15 protein-coding genes are annotated in these 15,471 nt (G+C 52.3%); 12 read left to right on the forward strand and 3 right to left on the reverse strand.

The features are described 5' to 3' along the window. Window positions 1–9: 9 nt before the first annotated feature. Window positions 10–639 (reverse strand): TetR/AcrR family transcriptional regulator, encoded by a 630-nt coding sequence (locus tag AC0YNW_RS04745; protein WP_475830934.1) that lies wholly within the window; start codon window positions 637–639, stop codon window positions 10–12. 132 nt (window positions 640–771) lie between these two features. Here AC0YNW_RS04745 and AC0YNW_RS04750 point away from each other — a divergent pair, with 132 nt between their 5' ends. Next, window positions 772–2,988 (forward strand): MMPL family transporter, encoded by a 2,217-nt coding sequence (locus AC0YNW_RS04750; RefSeq protein ID WP_475830935.1) that lies wholly within the window; start codon window positions 772–774, stop codon window positions 2,986–2,988. A 222-nt stretch (window positions 2,989–3,210) separates the two neighbouring features. Further along, complete coding sequence (locus AC0YNW_RS04755) at window positions 3,211–3,792, forward strand: hypothetical protein (RefSeq protein ID WP_475830936.1); 582 nt, start codon at window positions 3,211–3,213, stop codon at window positions 3,790–3,792. Between the two features lie 42 nt (window positions 3,793–3,834). On the opposite strand, the gene AC0YNW_RS04760 is transcribed toward AC0YNW_RS04755, so the two are convergent. Beyond that, window positions 3,835–5,247 carry a hypothetical protein gene (locus tag AC0YNW_RS04760; protein WP_475830937.1) on the reverse strand — a complete coding sequence of 471 codons (1,413 nt, stop codon included), beginning with the start codon at window positions 5,245–5,247 and terminating at the stop codon, window positions 3,835–3,837. A gap of 198 nt (window positions 5,248–5,445) precedes the next feature. Here AC0YNW_RS04760 and AC0YNW_RS04765 point away from each other — a divergent pair, with 198 nt between their 5' ends. After that, window positions 5,446–5,715: a hypothetical protein gene (locus tag AC0YNW_RS04765; protein WP_387474989.1), complete on the forward strand. Its 270-nt coding sequence runs from the start codon at window positions 5,446–5,448 to the stop codon at window positions 5,713–5,715. Window positions 5,716–5,781: 66 nt separating this feature from the next. Here the strand turns inward: AC0YNW_RS04765 and AC0YNW_RS04770 are convergent, their stop codons facing one another. Beyond that, a complete protein-coding gene (locus tag AC0YNW_RS04770) occupies window positions 5,782–6,402 on the reverse strand; it encodes a DedA family protein (RefSeq protein ID WP_475830938.1) in 621 nt (206 codons plus the stop codon). 207 nt (window positions 6,403–6,609) lie between these two features. Between AC0YNW_RS04770 and AC0YNW_RS04775 the strand changes: the two genes are divergently transcribed. From AC0YNW_RS04775 to AC0YNW_RS04815, 9 genes are all read left to right on the forward strand, one after another. Then, window positions 6,610–6,870, forward strand: coding sequence for a hypothetical protein (locus AC0YNW_RS04775; RefSeq protein WP_475830939.1), 261 nt, complete (start codon window positions 6,610–6,612; stop codon window positions 6,868–6,870). Between the two features lie 18 nt (window positions 6,871–6,888). Then, window positions 6,889–8,307, forward strand: coding sequence for an MDR family MFS transporter (locus AC0YNW_RS04780; RefSeq protein ID WP_387474995.1), 1,419 nt, complete (start codon window positions 6,889–6,891; stop codon window positions 8,305–8,307). A gap of 27 nt (window positions 8,308–8,334) precedes the next feature. After that, window positions 8,335–9,267, forward strand: a complete 933-nt coding sequence (locus AC0YNW_RS04785) for a serine hydrolase domain-containing protein (RefSeq protein WP_475830940.1) — start codon at window positions 8,335–8,337, stop codon at window positions 9,265–9,267. Between the two features lie 259 nt (window positions 9,268–9,526). Then, complete coding sequence (locus tag AC0YNW_RS04790; protein ID WP_475830941.1) at window positions 9,527–10,618, forward strand: DUF3221 domain-containing protein; 1,092 nt, start codon at window positions 9,527–9,529, stop codon at window positions 10,616–10,618. Between the two features lie 117 nt (window positions 10,619–10,735). Then, entirely contained in the window at window positions 10,736–11,593 is an 858-nt protein-coding gene (locus tag AC0YNW_RS04795) for a nucleotidyltransferase domain-containing protein (protein WP_475830942.1), read from the forward strand. 139 nt (window positions 11,594–11,732) lie between these two features. Next, window positions 11,733–12,491: a phosphoribosylformimino-5-aminoimidazole carboxamide ribotide isomerase gene (gene hisA, locus AC0YNW_RS04800; RefSeq protein WP_475830943.1), complete on the forward strand. Its 759-nt coding sequence runs from the start codon at window positions 11,733–11,735 to the stop codon at window positions 12,489–12,491. Window positions 12,492–12,570: 79 nt separating this feature from the next. Further along, the gene (locus AC0YNW_RS04805) at window positions 12,571–13,716 is read left to right on the forward strand and encodes a sensor histidine kinase (RefSeq protein WP_475830944.1); all 1,146 of its coding nucleotides are present in this window, start codon (window positions 12,571–12,573) and stop codon (window positions 13,714–13,716) included. Beyond that, window positions 13,713–14,348, forward strand: coding sequence for a response regulator (locus AC0YNW_RS04810; RefSeq protein ID WP_475830945.1), 636 nt, complete (start codon window positions 13,713–13,715; stop codon window positions 14,346–14,348). Before AC0YNW_RS04805 ends, AC0YNW_RS04810 begins: the two co-directional genes overlap by 4 nt. Before the next feature lie 177 nt (window positions 14,349–14,525). Further along, window positions 14,526–15,458, forward strand: coding sequence for an ABC transporter ATP-binding protein (locus AC0YNW_RS04815; protein WP_387475009.1), 933 nt, complete (start codon window positions 14,526–14,528; stop codon window positions 15,456–15,458). Window positions 15,459–15,471: the final 13 nt, after the last annotated feature.

Consider the following 15,471-nt stretch of genomic DNA (forward strand, 5'->3'; position numbering starts at 1 on the left):
TTCGTCATCTCAGGGGCTTGGTTCTCGCCGCGGGGCAAGACCCTCCCATAGCAATTCTACGATTTCGGAGGAGGTTTGTTCCACAGTTTGCAAATCGTTCACAATCTCCTTGCGGTTGCGTACAGTCATCATTGCGGTGAAAACATGAGAGAGCAGCATGGGATCGTTCCTGACGATTTCACCTTCGTCCATCGCGCGCTGAAAAACGCTTGAGAGCAGCTTGTGAAGCGCTTGTTCACCATCGCGAATGCGGATGACTTGCTCATCGGCAAGTCCAAGGGATGCTTCTCTCATCATCGACTCGAAATCGATATGGGCATTGCGCATATGACGGCTAGCGACCTCCAGCAGCCTCTCCTTAAGGGTACCGGGACCATTCACGATCTTAGCAGTTTGGTCATGGGCGATCTTCAGCACGAAGAGAAGGCATTCCGTGAAGAGCACAGCTTTGTTGCTGAAATAATAATAGACGCTGGCTTTCGTAACGCCGCAGGCTTGCGCTACGCTCTCAAGCGATACTTTCTCAAATCCCTGTTCCATGAACAGCTGCGAAGCTGTACGCAAAATTTGTCCCATCGTTGGCGGGATGCCGGTCGCTTTTGGACGGCCTGGTCTGCGCTTGGGCGGTGTGGGTTGCAAATGCGTATCCTCCATTCAAAAAAAATTCAAATCTATAGGTTGATTAATTAACCTTCGGGTATATATAATTAATTCATCGCAACACTTTTATTATAACGTTAAGTTGGAAGGAACGAAACGGAGGAGTAGAGAATGTTCAACAAGTTGGCATCATTTTTTGCGGGAAAGTACGCCAGGTGGGTGACGATCTCGATCTGGGTCGCTCTAGCGGCTATCTTAACCATCGCCTTGCCTCCCGTCGGGGATCAGGAGAAGAACAATGCGCCCAATCTGCAGGCGGATAGCCCGTCTGTCCTTGCGGACGAGATGATTAAGCAATATTTCCCGAGCGGGGCGGGCGTTCCCGCACTTATTGTATGGCATCGCGAAGGCGGGCTTGCCGATGCGGATTATGCGGCGATTCAAGCATTGACCAAAGAGCTGGCTGAGAATCCGCTTGAAGCGCAAGGAGAGCTTGTTCCGTTGCACTTAATGCCGATGCCGGCTCTGCAGCAATTCGCTTCGGAGGATGGGTCGACGCTTGTGCAGCCAGTCGCTTTCGCTGAGGCGACCGAGACGGAGCTACTGAAGGAAAATATGGAGAAGATCAAAGTGATGGCGACGGAAGCTGTCGGCTCCGATCCGTTCGCAGTTCCGATCGAGGGAGCATCTGACCTTAGCGCTCGCATTAGCGGCCCGGTCGGCATCTCGATCGACGCTACGGAGCTGTTCCAAAATGCTGACTTTGTCTTAATGGCGGCGACAGTGCTTCTAGTTCTGGTGCTGCTGCTCTTGATCTACCGTTCGCCAGTGTTGGCCTTTATTCCGCTTGTTGGAGTCGGATTCGCTTACGCGGTCACAAGCCCGCTGCTTGGCTGGATGGCAGGCGAGGGGTGGATTACGGTAGATTCGCAAGCGATTGCGATTATGACCGTACTGCTGTTCGGTGCAGGTACCGACTATTGCTTATTCTTCATTACACGCTTCAGGCAGGAGCTGACGAAGGAGAGCAGCCGCTCCATTGCACTGGTGCGTGCGTTCAAGGGAGCCTCCGGCGCGATTGCGATGAGCGGCTTCACTGTCGTGCTTTCCTTGTTCGCACTGCTGCTCGCCAAGTATGGTGCCTATGACCGCTTTGCGGTGCCGTTCAGCCTTGCCATCCTGATTATGATGATTGCCAGCCTGACGCTAATCCCTGCGCTGATGTCGGTCATTGGCAGGAAGTCCTTCTATCCGTTCATCCCGCGTACGGAGGAGATGGAGAAGGAGCGGGCGGCGAAGAAAGGGAAGCCTTATGAGGCCAAAGCAAAGCGCAAAACGATTAGCGACAGGGTCGGCAAGCTAGTTGTAAGCAGGCCATGGACCGTAACGATTGCCTGTATTGCGGTGCTTGGCGTATTAGCTACCAGCTCGACCGGCATCAAATATACGTACGATCTGCTTTCTTCCTTCCCGGAAGATATGCCGTCGCGTGAAGGCTTCACAGTCATTCAGAATAACTATGCGCCTGGCGAGCTTGCGCCGGTGACCGTCGTAGTGCAGAATGGCGAAGCAGCCGATCTTGCAGGCAAGCTGAGCGCTGTGAAAGAGGTCGATCATGTCTCTGAACCAACGGTGAGCGAGGTTGATGCCGCATACTCGTCATACAGTGTGGTATTGAATGTCAATCCGTATTCACAAGCCGCGATGGACGCGATTCCGCATATTAGAGATGCTGCGGAGCAGGCATTGACCGATGCGGGGGCTGCTGATGCGCAAGAAAAGCTATGGATCGGCGGCCAGACGGCTGAGCAATATGACACCAAGGTGCTGACGGATCGGGACAATCGTGTCATTATGCCGGTTGTAATCGGGCTTATCGCTGTTCTGCTGCTGCTGTATCTAAGATCTGTTACCGCGACGATCTATCTGATTGGAACCGTATTGCTGTCGTATGTAGCAGCACTCGGACTCGGCTGGCTCATTCTTCATCATTTCATGGGCTTCGACGCGATACAGGGCGCGATCCCGCTTTATGCCTTCGTATTCCTCATTGCGCTTGGCGAGGACTACAACATCTTTATGATCTCCAGCATCTGGCAGAAGCGAAAAACGATGCCGCTGCTGCAAGCGATCCGGGAGGGCGTAAGCGAGACAGGCAGTGTCATTACATCTGCAGGCTTGATTCTAGCAGCAACTTTCGCTGTACTTGCTACCTTGCCGATTCAGGTACTCGTCCAATTCGGCCTTATAACAGCGATTGGCGTATTAATGGATACGTTTATCGTAAGACCGTTTCTTGTTCCGGCCATCACGGCAATCTTGGGCAAACACGCTTTCTGGCCTGGCAAAGCTGTGACTGTAGAAGAAACGAAGCAAGGTTCAGTCTAAACCCTTTTTAAGCGCAATCCGGTGTTGCGAAGGCAGTGCTAAAATCGCTTCACTCCGGCATGCGCCGTTGAAAATAAACGGCCCGACGCGGCAAATTTGTCGCATCGGGCCGTTTTTTGTCTTGGTGCGATGAGGCTGATATACATTTTTTTGTAACTTTTTCCGTCGTTCGAACGTCTCTCTAATAAACCGTGATGGATAGAGAAAGAGGAGGGTACACGGATGAAAACTGGAAAGTTGGTATGGATAAGTATCGTGGTTGCGGTACTGCTCGGGAGCTTCGCTATCGGCCCCGAGGGGGCAAGCGCATGCAGCTGTGCGTTTCCGGGCAGCGTCAGCGAAGCGAAGCAGAACAACGATGTGGTGTTCGACGGTACGGTGAAGGGCAAAAAAGAACCCGTGCGCTTGTTCTCCAAGTCATCAGCTGATCTTGTAACATGGACGTTCGAGGTGCATGAGATATGGAAAGGAAAAGTGTCGCCGACGATTGCTGTCACCTCTGCCCAGTCCGGGGCAAGCTGCGGCTATGAATTTCAGGAAGGGTCCAGGTATATCGTCTATGCTCGAAATTCGGGAGATTCATTGGAAGTCAGCTTATGCAGCCGAACCGCTCTCCACAGCGCGGCTGGGACGGACTTGGCTGAGCTCGGCATAGGCAGTGTGCCGCCGCAGCCTGGGGCGGGACAACATGTTGGAACGGCGAGCTCTTTATGGTGGGCGGTGTGGGTAGGTGTTGCCGCTATTCTTCTTGTGGTCATCATCATCATGCGTCAACGCAAGAAGAGAAGGCCGACGAGCATGTAAGGCCAGTGCTGCCGTCAGCATGTGCGCAGGTTCGATAGATCATTAAATCAGAAACATAGCTACAATGGTCGTGACGACCAGGCCGATGACGACTGGCTTCAGGTTGCGTCTGGCCAGCTCAAAGGGGCTTACTCCACAGATCGCAGCAGCGGGAATGAGCGCCCACGGCACAATCGTGCCGCCGCCAACCCAGATTGCAGCAACTTGACCAAGCGCCGTTAGCGTAGCGATGCCAGAGCCGATCGCATGGCCGAACAGCTGTGCGATGGAGCCGGCAAGCGAGATGCCGGAGAAGCCCGAACCATCAAGCCCTGTGACTGCGCCTACAACTGCTAATGTGACGGAGCCGACAACGCCGTTGACCGGCACTTCATGCGCCAGTGCAACGCCCAGGTCGTTCACGATACCATTCGAAGCCTCAGGCAGCTTCTCGCCGAACATCGCGAAGAAGCCGGCATCGCCCAGGTAGAAGAAAGCGGCGATCGGAATGACAGGCCCGAACACACGGAAGCCGAACAGAAAGCCGTCAATCAGATACCCTGTCGCTTTCTCCAATCCTTTTCCCCGATGCGCCATCATCGTGATGACTAGCATGATCAGGATTGAGGTGCCGCCGATCAGCGCGGTAGCGTCCCCTCCTTGCAGGTTGAAGGCGAACATAGCCGCTACGTTCAGCGCATAGAGAATCGGAATGATGATGGCCAATATCCGCTTGGCAGCAAGAGACAGCACATCGTTTTCCGCTTCGTCCCGCTCTGCCGTATGGCTCCCCGTGTCATTCACCGGCTCAATCAACCCGTCATTCCATCGTCCTGTCCGCATATCGCGCTTCATCAGCCAGAAGGCTGTGACCGTTGTGACCGCTCCCATCACAATGACTAGAGGGATGCTGGCTTGCATGACCTCGTTAACGGGTATGCCTGCAGCAGCGGCAGTAAGATTAGGCGCTCCTTGAATAATATAATCGCCGGATAGCGCAATTCCGTGTCCGAACAGGTTCATGGCTACGGCTGCTCCAAGCGCGGGCAGGCCTACGCGGAGCGCAACGGGAAGCAGGACGGCTCCGATCAGCGCGACAGCAGGTGACGGCCAGAAGAAAAGCGAGGTCACCATCATGATGAGGCCGATTCCCCAGAAGGCCAATGAAGGCGTTCTCATGAATTTGGCGAATGGCGCAATCATGACTTCATTAATGCCCGTTCGAATCAGAATCCGGCTCATGGCAACAATAATGGATATAATGAGAATCGTACTGATTAATTCCTTAATGGCATAGATAAAGCTGTTGAATATTCCACTGACGGAACCTTCAATCGAAGCGGTGGCCAGAATGCCAATACCCAGAATGCCTGCGATACAGACAAGCGTGGTGTCTCTGCGCATGATCATAAAGCCTATGATCGCCACTACAAAGACGAGATAAACCCAGTGAACCGCAGCTAACTGAATAGCCATACGCGATCATCCTCCCAGATGCAACGTAACCGGAGTACCGGCTATCGTACTGTAATGTATGCAGGGATGGACATAGGCGTTCACCTGGATTGTACCTGATCATGAATCCGGTTGCGCCTAGTGGTAGGCTATGCTATCCTACTAACGATATGGACGAGATGCGTCTTGTACAGCAAGAACGGAAAGGATGACCAAAGAATGATCACGGTAAACATCATGGATGCGGCGATGACCTATTCAAAGGGAGACGGCTACGTCGGAAAAGTACACTTTAGTGTTGAAGGGCATACGCATGATTATGAGATTACATTGCATAGCAAGCGCGGCACGGAGTGGGGCTACGGACTTTTCTTTTTGAACAAATCGGGGAAAGAAGAGCAACTGGAACAGGTGGAGGACGAGCTGGAGGAGAATGACGAATTATTCGATCAGCTGGTTCAGGCAGCGAAGGACAAGCTGGCGCAATAATGATGAAAGCCCATGTCCGAGAGGATCGTCCTCGTGACGTGGGCTTCTTCGTTCGGCATAATGCCGTTATGCGGAATGATCGATAAATTTCTTTTTATTCTTGCTCTTGATGTAGCGATATGTGATATAACCAGCTGCGACGACACACAAGAGGATCAGAATCCATGTGCCATAGGATGAGATTTCGTTGGAGAGATCTTGTACTTTGTCCCCGACAAAAGCGCCGAGGATGAAGTAAATCATTGACCATACAAATGCCGAAGGATACGCAAACAGCATAAAGCGCATAAATCTCATTCGGTTAAGTCCCATCACGTAAGGGGTTACATGGCGCAAGAACGGAAAGCATAAACTGATGCTAAGCGCATAGCCGCCGTATTTCTCGCTGAGCTCTTCCGATTTGTCGAGAAACTTGGAGATGTTTTTCTTTCGGCGAAACCAGTTGGACAGCTTGGCGCCCGAGAATCGGCCGATGCTGTACCCGAACGTCATGGCAGAGCATATGCCCAGGAAGGTCATCAAGTAAGCGGGAGCCGGTGACAGTGCGCCGGCAGCGGATAATGCGCCGCCTGTCATGACGACGGCTTCGTTCGGAATGGGCAAGCCGATTAGACCGAGACAGAGCACGAGGAACAGGGCTACATAGCCGACCTGCTCGATAATGGACAGCAATAAGTCATAAGCCATTTTAGAAACACGCTTCCTATTCTCCTATAGTTTCGTGAGTATGGGAATCTAATGTACAAGAGTAACACAAATCGGACGGATTTCATATCTTTCATACGCGCCGATGATTTGAACGTTTCGAATTTAACCTTTTCGTAACTTTTTCCTGTCGAAGCAACGCTATAATTAGGGTTAGCTTACGTGCAAGATGAAGGAGCGAAGGGGAAAATGTTGAAATTTGGACAGAAAGTAGCAGCTTTGCGAAGCTGTGAATCCATTACATATACGATATGCTTATCGATGCTTGGCGATGAGACTGCCGCTTGCGAAGCTGCCAAGCGGGTTCTCGCCGAATTGTACCAGGACCCTGAATTTTGGAAACGGGAGGAGCCGCAGCGCCAGAGCTACATTATGCGCCAGTGCTTCGGCTTCTGCATGATTCCGAAAGGAGGCCTGTGCTCGGAAGCCGCATCGACCTGCGTGTCGTAACGAAAGGACTTATACCCTATGAAGGAAGAAATAACAGAATCATCACGTACAAAAATTACAGTCGCTCTATTCGTAGCGACTTTTCTTGCTGCGATTGAAGGCACGATCGTGGGCACAGCTATGCCCAGCATTACAGGCGAGCTGCAAGGCGTCCAGCAGTACAGCTGGATCATCTCCATTTATTTGTTGGCAACGGTTATTACGACGCCGATCTACGGAAAGCTGTCGGATTTATATGGCCGAAAGAGAATGTTTATAATCGGCGCGCTTATCTTTCTGGCCGGATCGATGCTGTCGGGCATTGCACAGTCCATGACCGGGCTGATCTGGTTTCGCGCGCTGCAAGGGCTTGGCGCTGGTGCGCTCACGACAATTCCATATACCATTATAGGTGATTTGTACCCGTTCGAGAAGCGGGCCAAGGTTCAAGGCTGGATGTCCAGTATTTGGGGGATTGCCGGTATCTCGGGTCCGCTGCTTGGCGGTCTTCTTGTCGATTATGTATCCTGGAGAGCGATCTTCTACATGAATTTGCCATTTGGCATTGTGGCCCTTATCATGCTTTCTCTTGCCATGAAAGAGAAGCTGGAGAAGAAAAAACGCCATATTGATTATCCGGGTATCGTTGTATTCAGCGTTGGCATGTTCTTTTTCCTCTATGCGATGTCTCTTTTGCGGGGAGAGGGCGGGGATACGCAAGGCGGCTGGGGAACGGCGGCGTTATTTGGTTTGTCCGCCGCGCTCCTTGCATTTTTCATCTGGATCGAAAAACGTTCGCCTGAGCCAATCATTCCGCTTCAGCTATTCCGAAGCCGGCTAATCTCTATGGCGAATCTGATCAGCTTCCTGTTATGTGTCATTAATGTAGCTGTCATCTTCTATTTGCCGCTATGGTTCCAAGGAGTATACGGCAAGACGGCTACCTATTCCGGCATTTTGATGATTCCGTTATCCATTGCTTGGCCGCTTGGCTCGATTCTGGCGGGCAACCTGATTGCCAAGACGGGATTGCGCATGATATGCATCATTTCAGCCTGCTTCCTGCTTGTCAGCAATGCGGGTTTTGCGCTGGTTAACAGCTCATCATCCATTTGGCTGCTGGTCTTCTATACCTTCCTCTCCGGCATCAGCTTCGGGTTGACGCTGACGGCACTCACGGTTGCGGTCTCCTCGGCAGTCGGCAGGGAGCTGCGCGGCGCGGCGGTTGCAAGCAATAACTTTATCCGTACGCTGGGTCAGACAATCGGTATCACGGTGTTCGGACTGATGCTGCATACCGGGACCGCGAATGATATTGATCCGGCTGTACTGGAAACGAGCCTGCATCATATCTTCATCTGGGTCGCTTGGCTTTCGGTCGGTGTTTTGCTGCTATCCTTTATTACACCGAAGCAGGCGCAGGAAGAATCGCTCCAGGCCGGCAATCACGCATCATGACGCAAAGCGCAGAGGGGTAAAGAAGGCATGGCATTGTTAATGAACGATGAAATCGAACAGCTTGCAAAGGAATGGCGGATCAAGTCCGTAATCGTCTATCGTAACGGGGAGCTGCTGGAAGACTGGCATGACGGAGGCGCTGATACGCTTGGTCCGCTCTATTCGATTACCAAAAGTGTGCTCTCCGCGCTAATCGGAATCGCTCAGGCTCGGGGAGAGATCGGCAGCATTGATCAGCCGCTCGGCGATTATTTGGACGTATCGCTGCTCGATGAGCAGTCGCGTCGGAAGATTACGATCAAGCACTTGCTTACGATGACGCCGGGCTTCGAATGGCCGGACTTCGACAAGCCCTATAAGGAAATGCGGGCATCTGCCGATCCTGTAGCTTTTACACTGGCTAAGCCGGTCATCCATGAACCTGGTCATGCGTACACCTATAATTCTGGCGGATCGCATCTTCTGTCCGCCATTCTGACGGCGGCAACAGGTAAATCGGCAGTGCACTATGCGAAGGAGCGGCTATTCCAGCCGCTAGGCTTCGAGGCAGCCCGCTGGTCTGAGAAAAACGGGATCAGCGAAGGCGGTACGGGGCTATCTCTATATGGGCATGACTTGGCCAAGATTGGCATGCTGTATATGCAGGGCGGAAGCTGGAACGGGTCGGAGATTGTATCTCCCGCATGGATTGAACAATCCGTTGCCCTGCATCACCGCGGATTGCTGCATTATGAGCCGCCAATCTACGGCGGATACGGTTATCATTGGTGGATCTCTCCGGAGTCCTTTAATGGATGCGCCGATTGCTACTTTGCATTCGGCCATGGCGGCCAGCACCTGATGAATATCCCTTCAATGGGTCTGACCATTGTTATCCGGAAGAAAATTACGAAACGCAATGATGCCAAATGGGCGAGAGAGCTGATCATCCGGCATCTTGTTCCCATGGCGCTGAAGTAAGTTCATACATATCCAATTGCGGCGCCGGATTATAAAGGACATTCTTTTAACCCCACCCTAACCCTTCTACAACCGCGTATTTCTGCATCTCATGTCATACGGATGCTGTCCCGAGTCGTTGCGGACAGCATCTACATTTGCCTGTATATTCTACCCAAAATCTATGATAAAGAAATTCTTGATTCGATCTGCCCGTAATCCTAATACGGGACTCGTGCAGACTGACGCCTGTTGCCGATAGAAAGGCGGATGATGACAGATGAAAAAACGATTCTGGTTTTGCTTGATTATTTTGATCGTCCTAGCGGGCTGTGCCTCTTCCTCTCCCGATGGAGAAGGCGTCGTATTCGACACAGACGGCAAGCAAATTCTCGTACTCGATTATTCTGCTGAACCGTATCTCGGCATGTCTTGGAATGATATTTTCACGGACTATGAAGGTTCTGCGATCTGGCTGAATGCCTATTCCTCTCGCTTCAAAGTCGGTGACCGTATTCAGTACTGGATGAACGGAGGGGTTAATGATTCCTATCCGAGCCAGGGGGGAGCACGAAAGGTAAAGAAAATGGGGCAGGCTCCGTCATCTTCCCCAATAGTCCCTACGCCTGATGAATCTTCCGTCCATCCGCAGCAGACGTTCACTTTCCCGGAGGAGATTAAGCTTGCTTACCGGACGCTTGATGTTGTGGAGCTGGCGGAAGGAGAGCCTGGACCGGATTGGGAGAAGCTTCAATCGTTGGCTTTTGGCATGGCGAATCATGAAGCTGTGGAGCTTCATATCTATAACGCTGAGGCGGACGGGGACGGGACTGCCGCTGCTGTACATGGCATTTTGCAATGGAAGGACAAGACTTATCCGCTGCTTGATCTTCTTCCCGGCATGGAACTGGATGCGCCGAGTCGGTGCATCGATCTATTTGTCATGCAGCAGTTTGTTGCGGGTACAGAGGGAGCTAGGATTCTGGGCAGGCTTCCGCTGATGGCGGCAGGTCCTGGCTTGTACAAATATCTTCTTGTCGACGGGAATGACGAGAGTCAAATATATTCTTTCGATGCTTGGGGCAGGCTGCAAGAGGTCGATATGGACCGTGACGGCATCGAGGAGATGGTGCTGGTTTTCGAAGGGCTGGGCAATCATTCCCCAGATCTGTTTTTCCCGCGCTGGCAGAACGAGAGAATGGAAATCAGCCAATCGTTTCTGGAAAGCCTGTCTGCCGATCAAGGCTATCTGGAGGAACTGAAGCGACTGGATGATGGAGCGAATGTGGTGCGTGTCTACGATTTGTCGAACGAAGCGGTCTATTCGGATTATCAAATGAAGAATGCGACAACGTGGGAACGCATCGCATAAACATCTAAATATGAAAAAAATAGATAGATTATCTACTATTCCTTTCAAGACGTGAAAATGTATAATTATTAAGCGATTGATGTTGTATTCTATTCATGATTAGCGGGGTTAAGCGAAATGCGAGAACATATACATGTGATACAACGAATTGAAGAGATTGTACCCGTATTAAGGGAAACGCTTACCGGACGTTATGCAATAGCGCTCGGCGGGTCGTATGCCAAAGGGTATATGGATGAGTATTCCGACCTTGATTTCTATGTCTACACGGAAGGGGTCAAGCCGCTGGAGGAACGCCGGTCGCTTATCTCCGCCATCGCCGATGCGGATCAGTCCTGCTATATCGATGAGCGTATCGATGGAACGTTATGGGGCGGCTGCGCGGATTTCTACTGCAAAGGAATGAAAATCGAGACAAGCGTAAAATCCATCTCGGTCTATGAACAGGCGATACAGGATTGCCTTGCAGGCAAAATTTTTGTGGAGCCGACGTTCTGGACGCTGAGCGGGTATTATAATTATATTTGTTTGTCGGAAGTGAGCTTTGTACAGCCGCTGGTAGATGAAAAGGGCATATTGGCAGAGTGGAAGCGGCAAGTGAGAGTTTATCCTAACAAGCTTAGGGAAGCGATCATCCAACAATTCTGGTGGAAATCAACGTTTTGGCTGGACAATTTTCATTATCTGAGCGCGATTGAGCGCGGAGACTTTGTCTATGCGTCAGGCATCGCCCAACAAACCTTTCATTCTTTGCTCCAGGTGTTGCTGTCGGCCAATGAAACCTATTTTAAAGGCGATAAGAAGATCGGGAAGCAGTTATCCGAACTAGCCTTCTGCCCGGAGCCGCTCATCCATGAGCTGGATTTTCTGCTTGGCGCTCATCAGGAGATAGCGCTATTAAAGCGTCAGCGGCAATTGCTGCTAGAGATTACGAACGCAATAAAGGGTTATTTGACCGATCGGAATTGGATTTAGGCGAGCAGCTTAATAGGATACAGAACGCTTAGCCAGATGACGGAACTAGTTATTGCGATGATGCGGTACTCTATGTCAGAATAGAGAGAGACACGATAAGCTGTTGCTTATATCATACTAGAAGAATAGAGGAACGACGTTGAAATTCAGACCATGTATCGACCTTCACGCAGGGAAAGTGAAGCAGATCGTAGGCGAGACGCTTAACGACGCCATTATCGAAAATTTTGTATCCGCCCATGATTCCGGTTATTATGCCGATTTGTTCAAGAAGGACGCATTGACGGGCGGGCATGTCATTATGCTGGGCCCAGGCAATGAATCTGCCGCAGAGCAGGCACTCGCTCGTTATCCAGGCGGCCTGCAGATCGGCGGCGGCATCACGGCCGACAACGCGGCTGCTTATCTGGAGAAAGGCGGCTCGCATGTTATTGTGACCTCCTATATATTCCGCGACGGACAATTAAATGAAGAGCATCTTCGCCGAATCGTATCTGAAGTCGGCAAGGAGCGCTTGGTCATCGACTTAAGCTGCAAGGAGAAGGATGGCAAGTGGTACGTTGTGACGAATCAATGGAAGCAATTCAGCGACTTCGAAGTGAATGAGGCGAATATTCGGGAGCTGGAAGGCTACTGCGACGAATATTTGATCCATGCGGTAGATGTCGAGGGCAAGCAGAGCGGCATTCAGGAGTCGCTTGTCCGTGATCTGGCGCAATGGGTTGCGATTCCGACGACCTATGCGGGCGGTGCCCGGTCGATTGCTGATATGGAGCGATTCTTGGAGCTATCCGGCGGCAAGCTGGATTTGACGATCGGCAGTGCGCTTGATATATTCGGCGGCAAGCTGCCTTATGAGGAAGTTGTTGCATTTAGCAAAGGATTGCAGCAAGCCTGATTCCTATAATGAAACAATACGACCGGCAGCAAGTATGTCGGTCGTTTCTTATTCTTATGCACTTAGGAGGGAAGCGCTGATGAGATCCTATTGGATTTGGCTGGCCATGCTGATTGCGGCATGGGGACTTGCTATGTTCGGGCATGGGGGGCCTTTGCCGGACATGCCTTGGCGCTTGTTAATATGTGCTATGGGTATGGGCGCTTATTTCCTCGTTCCCCTTGCCGGCCGAGTGCCTGTCGTCCAGCTGCTGCTGCTTGCCTTGCTGGCAATTGCAGCCACCGCCAGTCTATGGCCAGAGCCGGTAGGAGAGCCGAATCCGTATACGCTGCTGCTCCTCGCTCTTATTGCGGGGAAAGGGGCGTACCGGCTGCCGCTTGCCAGTGCTTGCTCCATTGGCGTAATAAGCTGGCTTGGTGCGCTGCTGCCGACGTTTGCCCGGCTCCCGGGTTTTTCCGTTTATTTTATAACTTTTTTTGGTTTATTGGCCGGTGCCGCTTTTGCGGCATTCCGCCTTACATATGCAAGCGAGCGCCATGAGATCGCACGGGGAGAGGCACTCCTTGCGGAATATCGGAAGCTCAGGCGGCTGCTGGCAACAAACGAAAAAGCCGCAAGACAAGAAGAGCGCGCGCAGGTGGGCCGCGACATTCATGATTCGGTAGGCCATAAGCTGACAGCGCTGCTCATGCAGCTGGAGGTGTTTCGGATGGGGACACGGGACCCGGATACGGCTGAGAAGCTTGGTCACTTGAAGGAGCTGGCAAAGGAGAGCCTGGACGATACGCGTAGCGCTGTTAGAGCGCTCAAGGATGACGAAGTCGGCGGTCTGTCCGCGGTAATCAACCTGATCCGAAGGCTGGAAGTGGAGAGCTTCCTGCGTGTCAACTTTAATCTGCGGCACGGCGCGCTTACAGCTCCCTTGACCCCGGCCCAGTCGGTAGCGCTCTACCGGGCAGTACAAGAATCGCTGACGAATATGATGAGGCATAGCGGAACGAAAGAAGCGGACATTATTTTTGAGGCGCCGGGCGGAGGCGTATTCCGGTTCGAGGTGCTGCATCCGATCCAGCAGGCCAAGCCCTATCGGGAGGGCTTCGGCCTCCGCTCCATGAGAGAGAGAATCGGGCAAGCCGGCGGCAAGCTGGACATTATCCAGAACGAAAAAACATTTATCGTAAGCGGTACACTGCCGCTTGTTGCGAAGGAAAGGGGCATGGCATGATTCGAATCTTATTGGCCGAAGACCAGGCAATGGTGCTGCAAGGATTGAAGATGATGATTGAGACCGATGCTGGGCTAAAGGTAACGGGTGAAGCCGCTAATGGCAAGGAAGCGGTCCAGCTTTGCGAGAGCGGCATCTTCGATATTGCCGTGCTGGACATCCGTATGCCCGTTATGGATGGTCTCGAGGCGGCAAGAATCATCCGTTCGCGATGGCCGTCTATGAAAATTCTGATGCTGACTACCTTCAACGACGACGATTATGCGATGGAGGCGCTGAAGAGCGGAGCGAATGGCTATATGCTGAAGGAGGCTGAGCCGGAAGCGCTGCTGCGCTCGATTAAGAGCTGTCTGGCCGGCGGATTGTCGCTGCAGGAGGATGTAGCAGCCAAGGTCATTCCCCGGCTGTTGATGAACGATCGCCAGCAAGCGGAGGTAGACCCCGCAATTACGCCAAGGGAAAAGGATATAATCAGGCTGGTCGGCGAGGGTCGCAGCAATGCGGAGATTGCAAGCGAGCTGTCCTTATCGGTCGGCACGGTCAAAAACCATATTAGCGTCGTGCTCGACAAGCTGGAACTTCGCGATCGAACCCAGCTCGCCATATACGCGATCCGCCATCATGTGGTATGAGTTGCATGGATCCACGCAAGTGGATGGCCTGACTGTCTACAGAAACATGACGGAAGTCATGGTTAAGACGCAGCTTCGTGACGGAAGACAGTGGGGACACTGTCTTTCTTGCTTTACACTGAATGACAGAAGCTGCAGCATAATAGCTTACTCTATACCGGATGGGAGAATTGGAGCATGCTGGAAGCAGTAGAGCTGCGCAAAACGTTCAAGGGCAAGACCGTTGTGGACAACATCAACCTGTATATGGAGAAGGGTGAGGCTATTGGATTGTTGGGACCTAACGGTGCCGGCAAATCCACGACGATATCCATGATATCCTCGCTGCTGTACCCGTCAAGCGGAGATGTACGGCTGGAAGGACGGAGCGTCCTGAAGACGCCGGGCGAAATTCGCCGCATGATAGGCGTTGTGCCACAAGAAATCGCATTGTACGAGAAGCTGTCCGCCTATGAGAACCTGCGTTTTTTCGGAAGCATCTATAAGCTGAAGGGGAAGCATCTTGCGGAGAGAATTGCCGATACCCTGGAGCTTGTTGGATTGACCGAGCGTCAGCATGAGCTGATCAAGACGTTTTCGGGCGGGATGAAGAGGCGCATTAATATTGCGGCTGCGCTGCTGCACGAGCCGAAGATCGTCATCATGGATGAGCCGACAGTCGGGATTGATCCACAATCCCGCAATCATATTCTCGATACAGTCCGCAAGCTGAACCGGGAGAAGGGCATGTCTGTCCTCTACACTAGCCACTATATGGAGGAAGTGGAGCAGCTGTGCAGCCGCGTATACATTATGGATCACGGCCGGCTGATCGCATCGGGGACGAAGGAAGAGCTGCTGCGCATTCTGTCCGGCGAGGAAACGATGGTTGCTCAGCTCTCCAAGCCATGCCCGGAGCTGGTGGAGGAGCTGCGCCGTCTGCCGTTCGTCAGATCGGCGGAGGAGACGGAGGATGGCGTCAAGCTGATCGTCACTAAGCAGAGCGGCATTCTGACAGAGGTCGTTCAGGCTGCGGAGCGAAACCGCGTGCAGATCGTTCACTTCCAGGTCCATACGCCAAGCCTCGAAGATGTGTTCTTGCATCTGACCGGCCGCAAGCTGCGGGATTAGGAGGAGGTGCAGC

The organism is Paenibacillus sp. J31R120 (assembly GCF_056269225.1).

Bases quoted from the DNA above. Each gene is read 5' to 3' on its own strand.
- AC0YNW_RS04750 (WP_475830935.1), top strand. From the start codon at position 772: ATGTTCAACAAGTTGGCATCATTTTTTGCGGGAAAGTACGCCAGGTGG.
- AC0YNW_RS04755 (WP_475830936.1), top strand. From the start codon at position 3,211: ATGAAAACTGGAAAGTTGGTATGGATAAGTATCGTGGTTGCGGTACTG.
- AC0YNW_RS04760 (WP_475830937.1), bottom strand. From the start codon at position 5,247: ATGGCTATTCAGTTAGCTGCGGTTCACTGGGTTTATCTCGTCTTTGTA.
- AC0YNW_RS04765 (WP_387474989.1), top strand. From the start codon at position 5,446: ATGATCACGGTAAACATCATGGATGCGGCGATGACCTATTCAAAGGGA.
- AC0YNW_RS04770 (WP_475830938.1), bottom strand. From the start codon at position 6,402: ATGGCTTATGACTTATTGCTGTCCATTATCGAGCAGGTCGGCTATGTA.
- AC0YNW_RS04775 (WP_475830939.1), top strand. From the start codon at position 6,610: ATGTTGAAATTTGGACAGAAAGTAGCAGCTTTGCGAAGCTGTGAATCC.
- AC0YNW_RS04780 (WP_387474995.1), top strand. From the start codon at position 6,889: ATGAAGGAAGAAATAACAGAATCATCACGTACAAAAATTACAGTCGCT.
- AC0YNW_RS04785 (WP_475830940.1), top strand. From the start codon at position 8,335: ATGGCATTGTTAATGAACGATGAAATCGAACAGCTTGCAAAGGAATGG.
- AC0YNW_RS04790 (WP_475830941.1), top strand. From the start codon at position 9,527: ATGAAAAAACGATTCTGGTTTTGCTTGATTATTTTGATCGTCCTAGCG.
- AC0YNW_RS04795 (WP_475830942.1), top strand. From the start codon at position 10,736: ATGCGAGAACATATACATGTGATACAACGAATTGAAGAGATTGTACCC.
- AC0YNW_RS04805 (WP_475830944.1), top strand. From the start codon at position 12,571: ATGAGATCCTATTGGATTTGGCTGGCCATGCTGATTGCGGCATGGGGA.
- AC0YNW_RS04810 (WP_475830945.1), top strand. From the start codon at position 13,713: ATGATTCGAATCTTATTGGCCGAAGACCAGGCAATGGTGCTGCAAGGA.
- AC0YNW_RS04815 (WP_387475009.1), top strand. From the start codon at position 14,526: ATGCTGGAAGCAGTAGAGCTGCGCAAAACGTTCAAGGGCAAGACCGTT.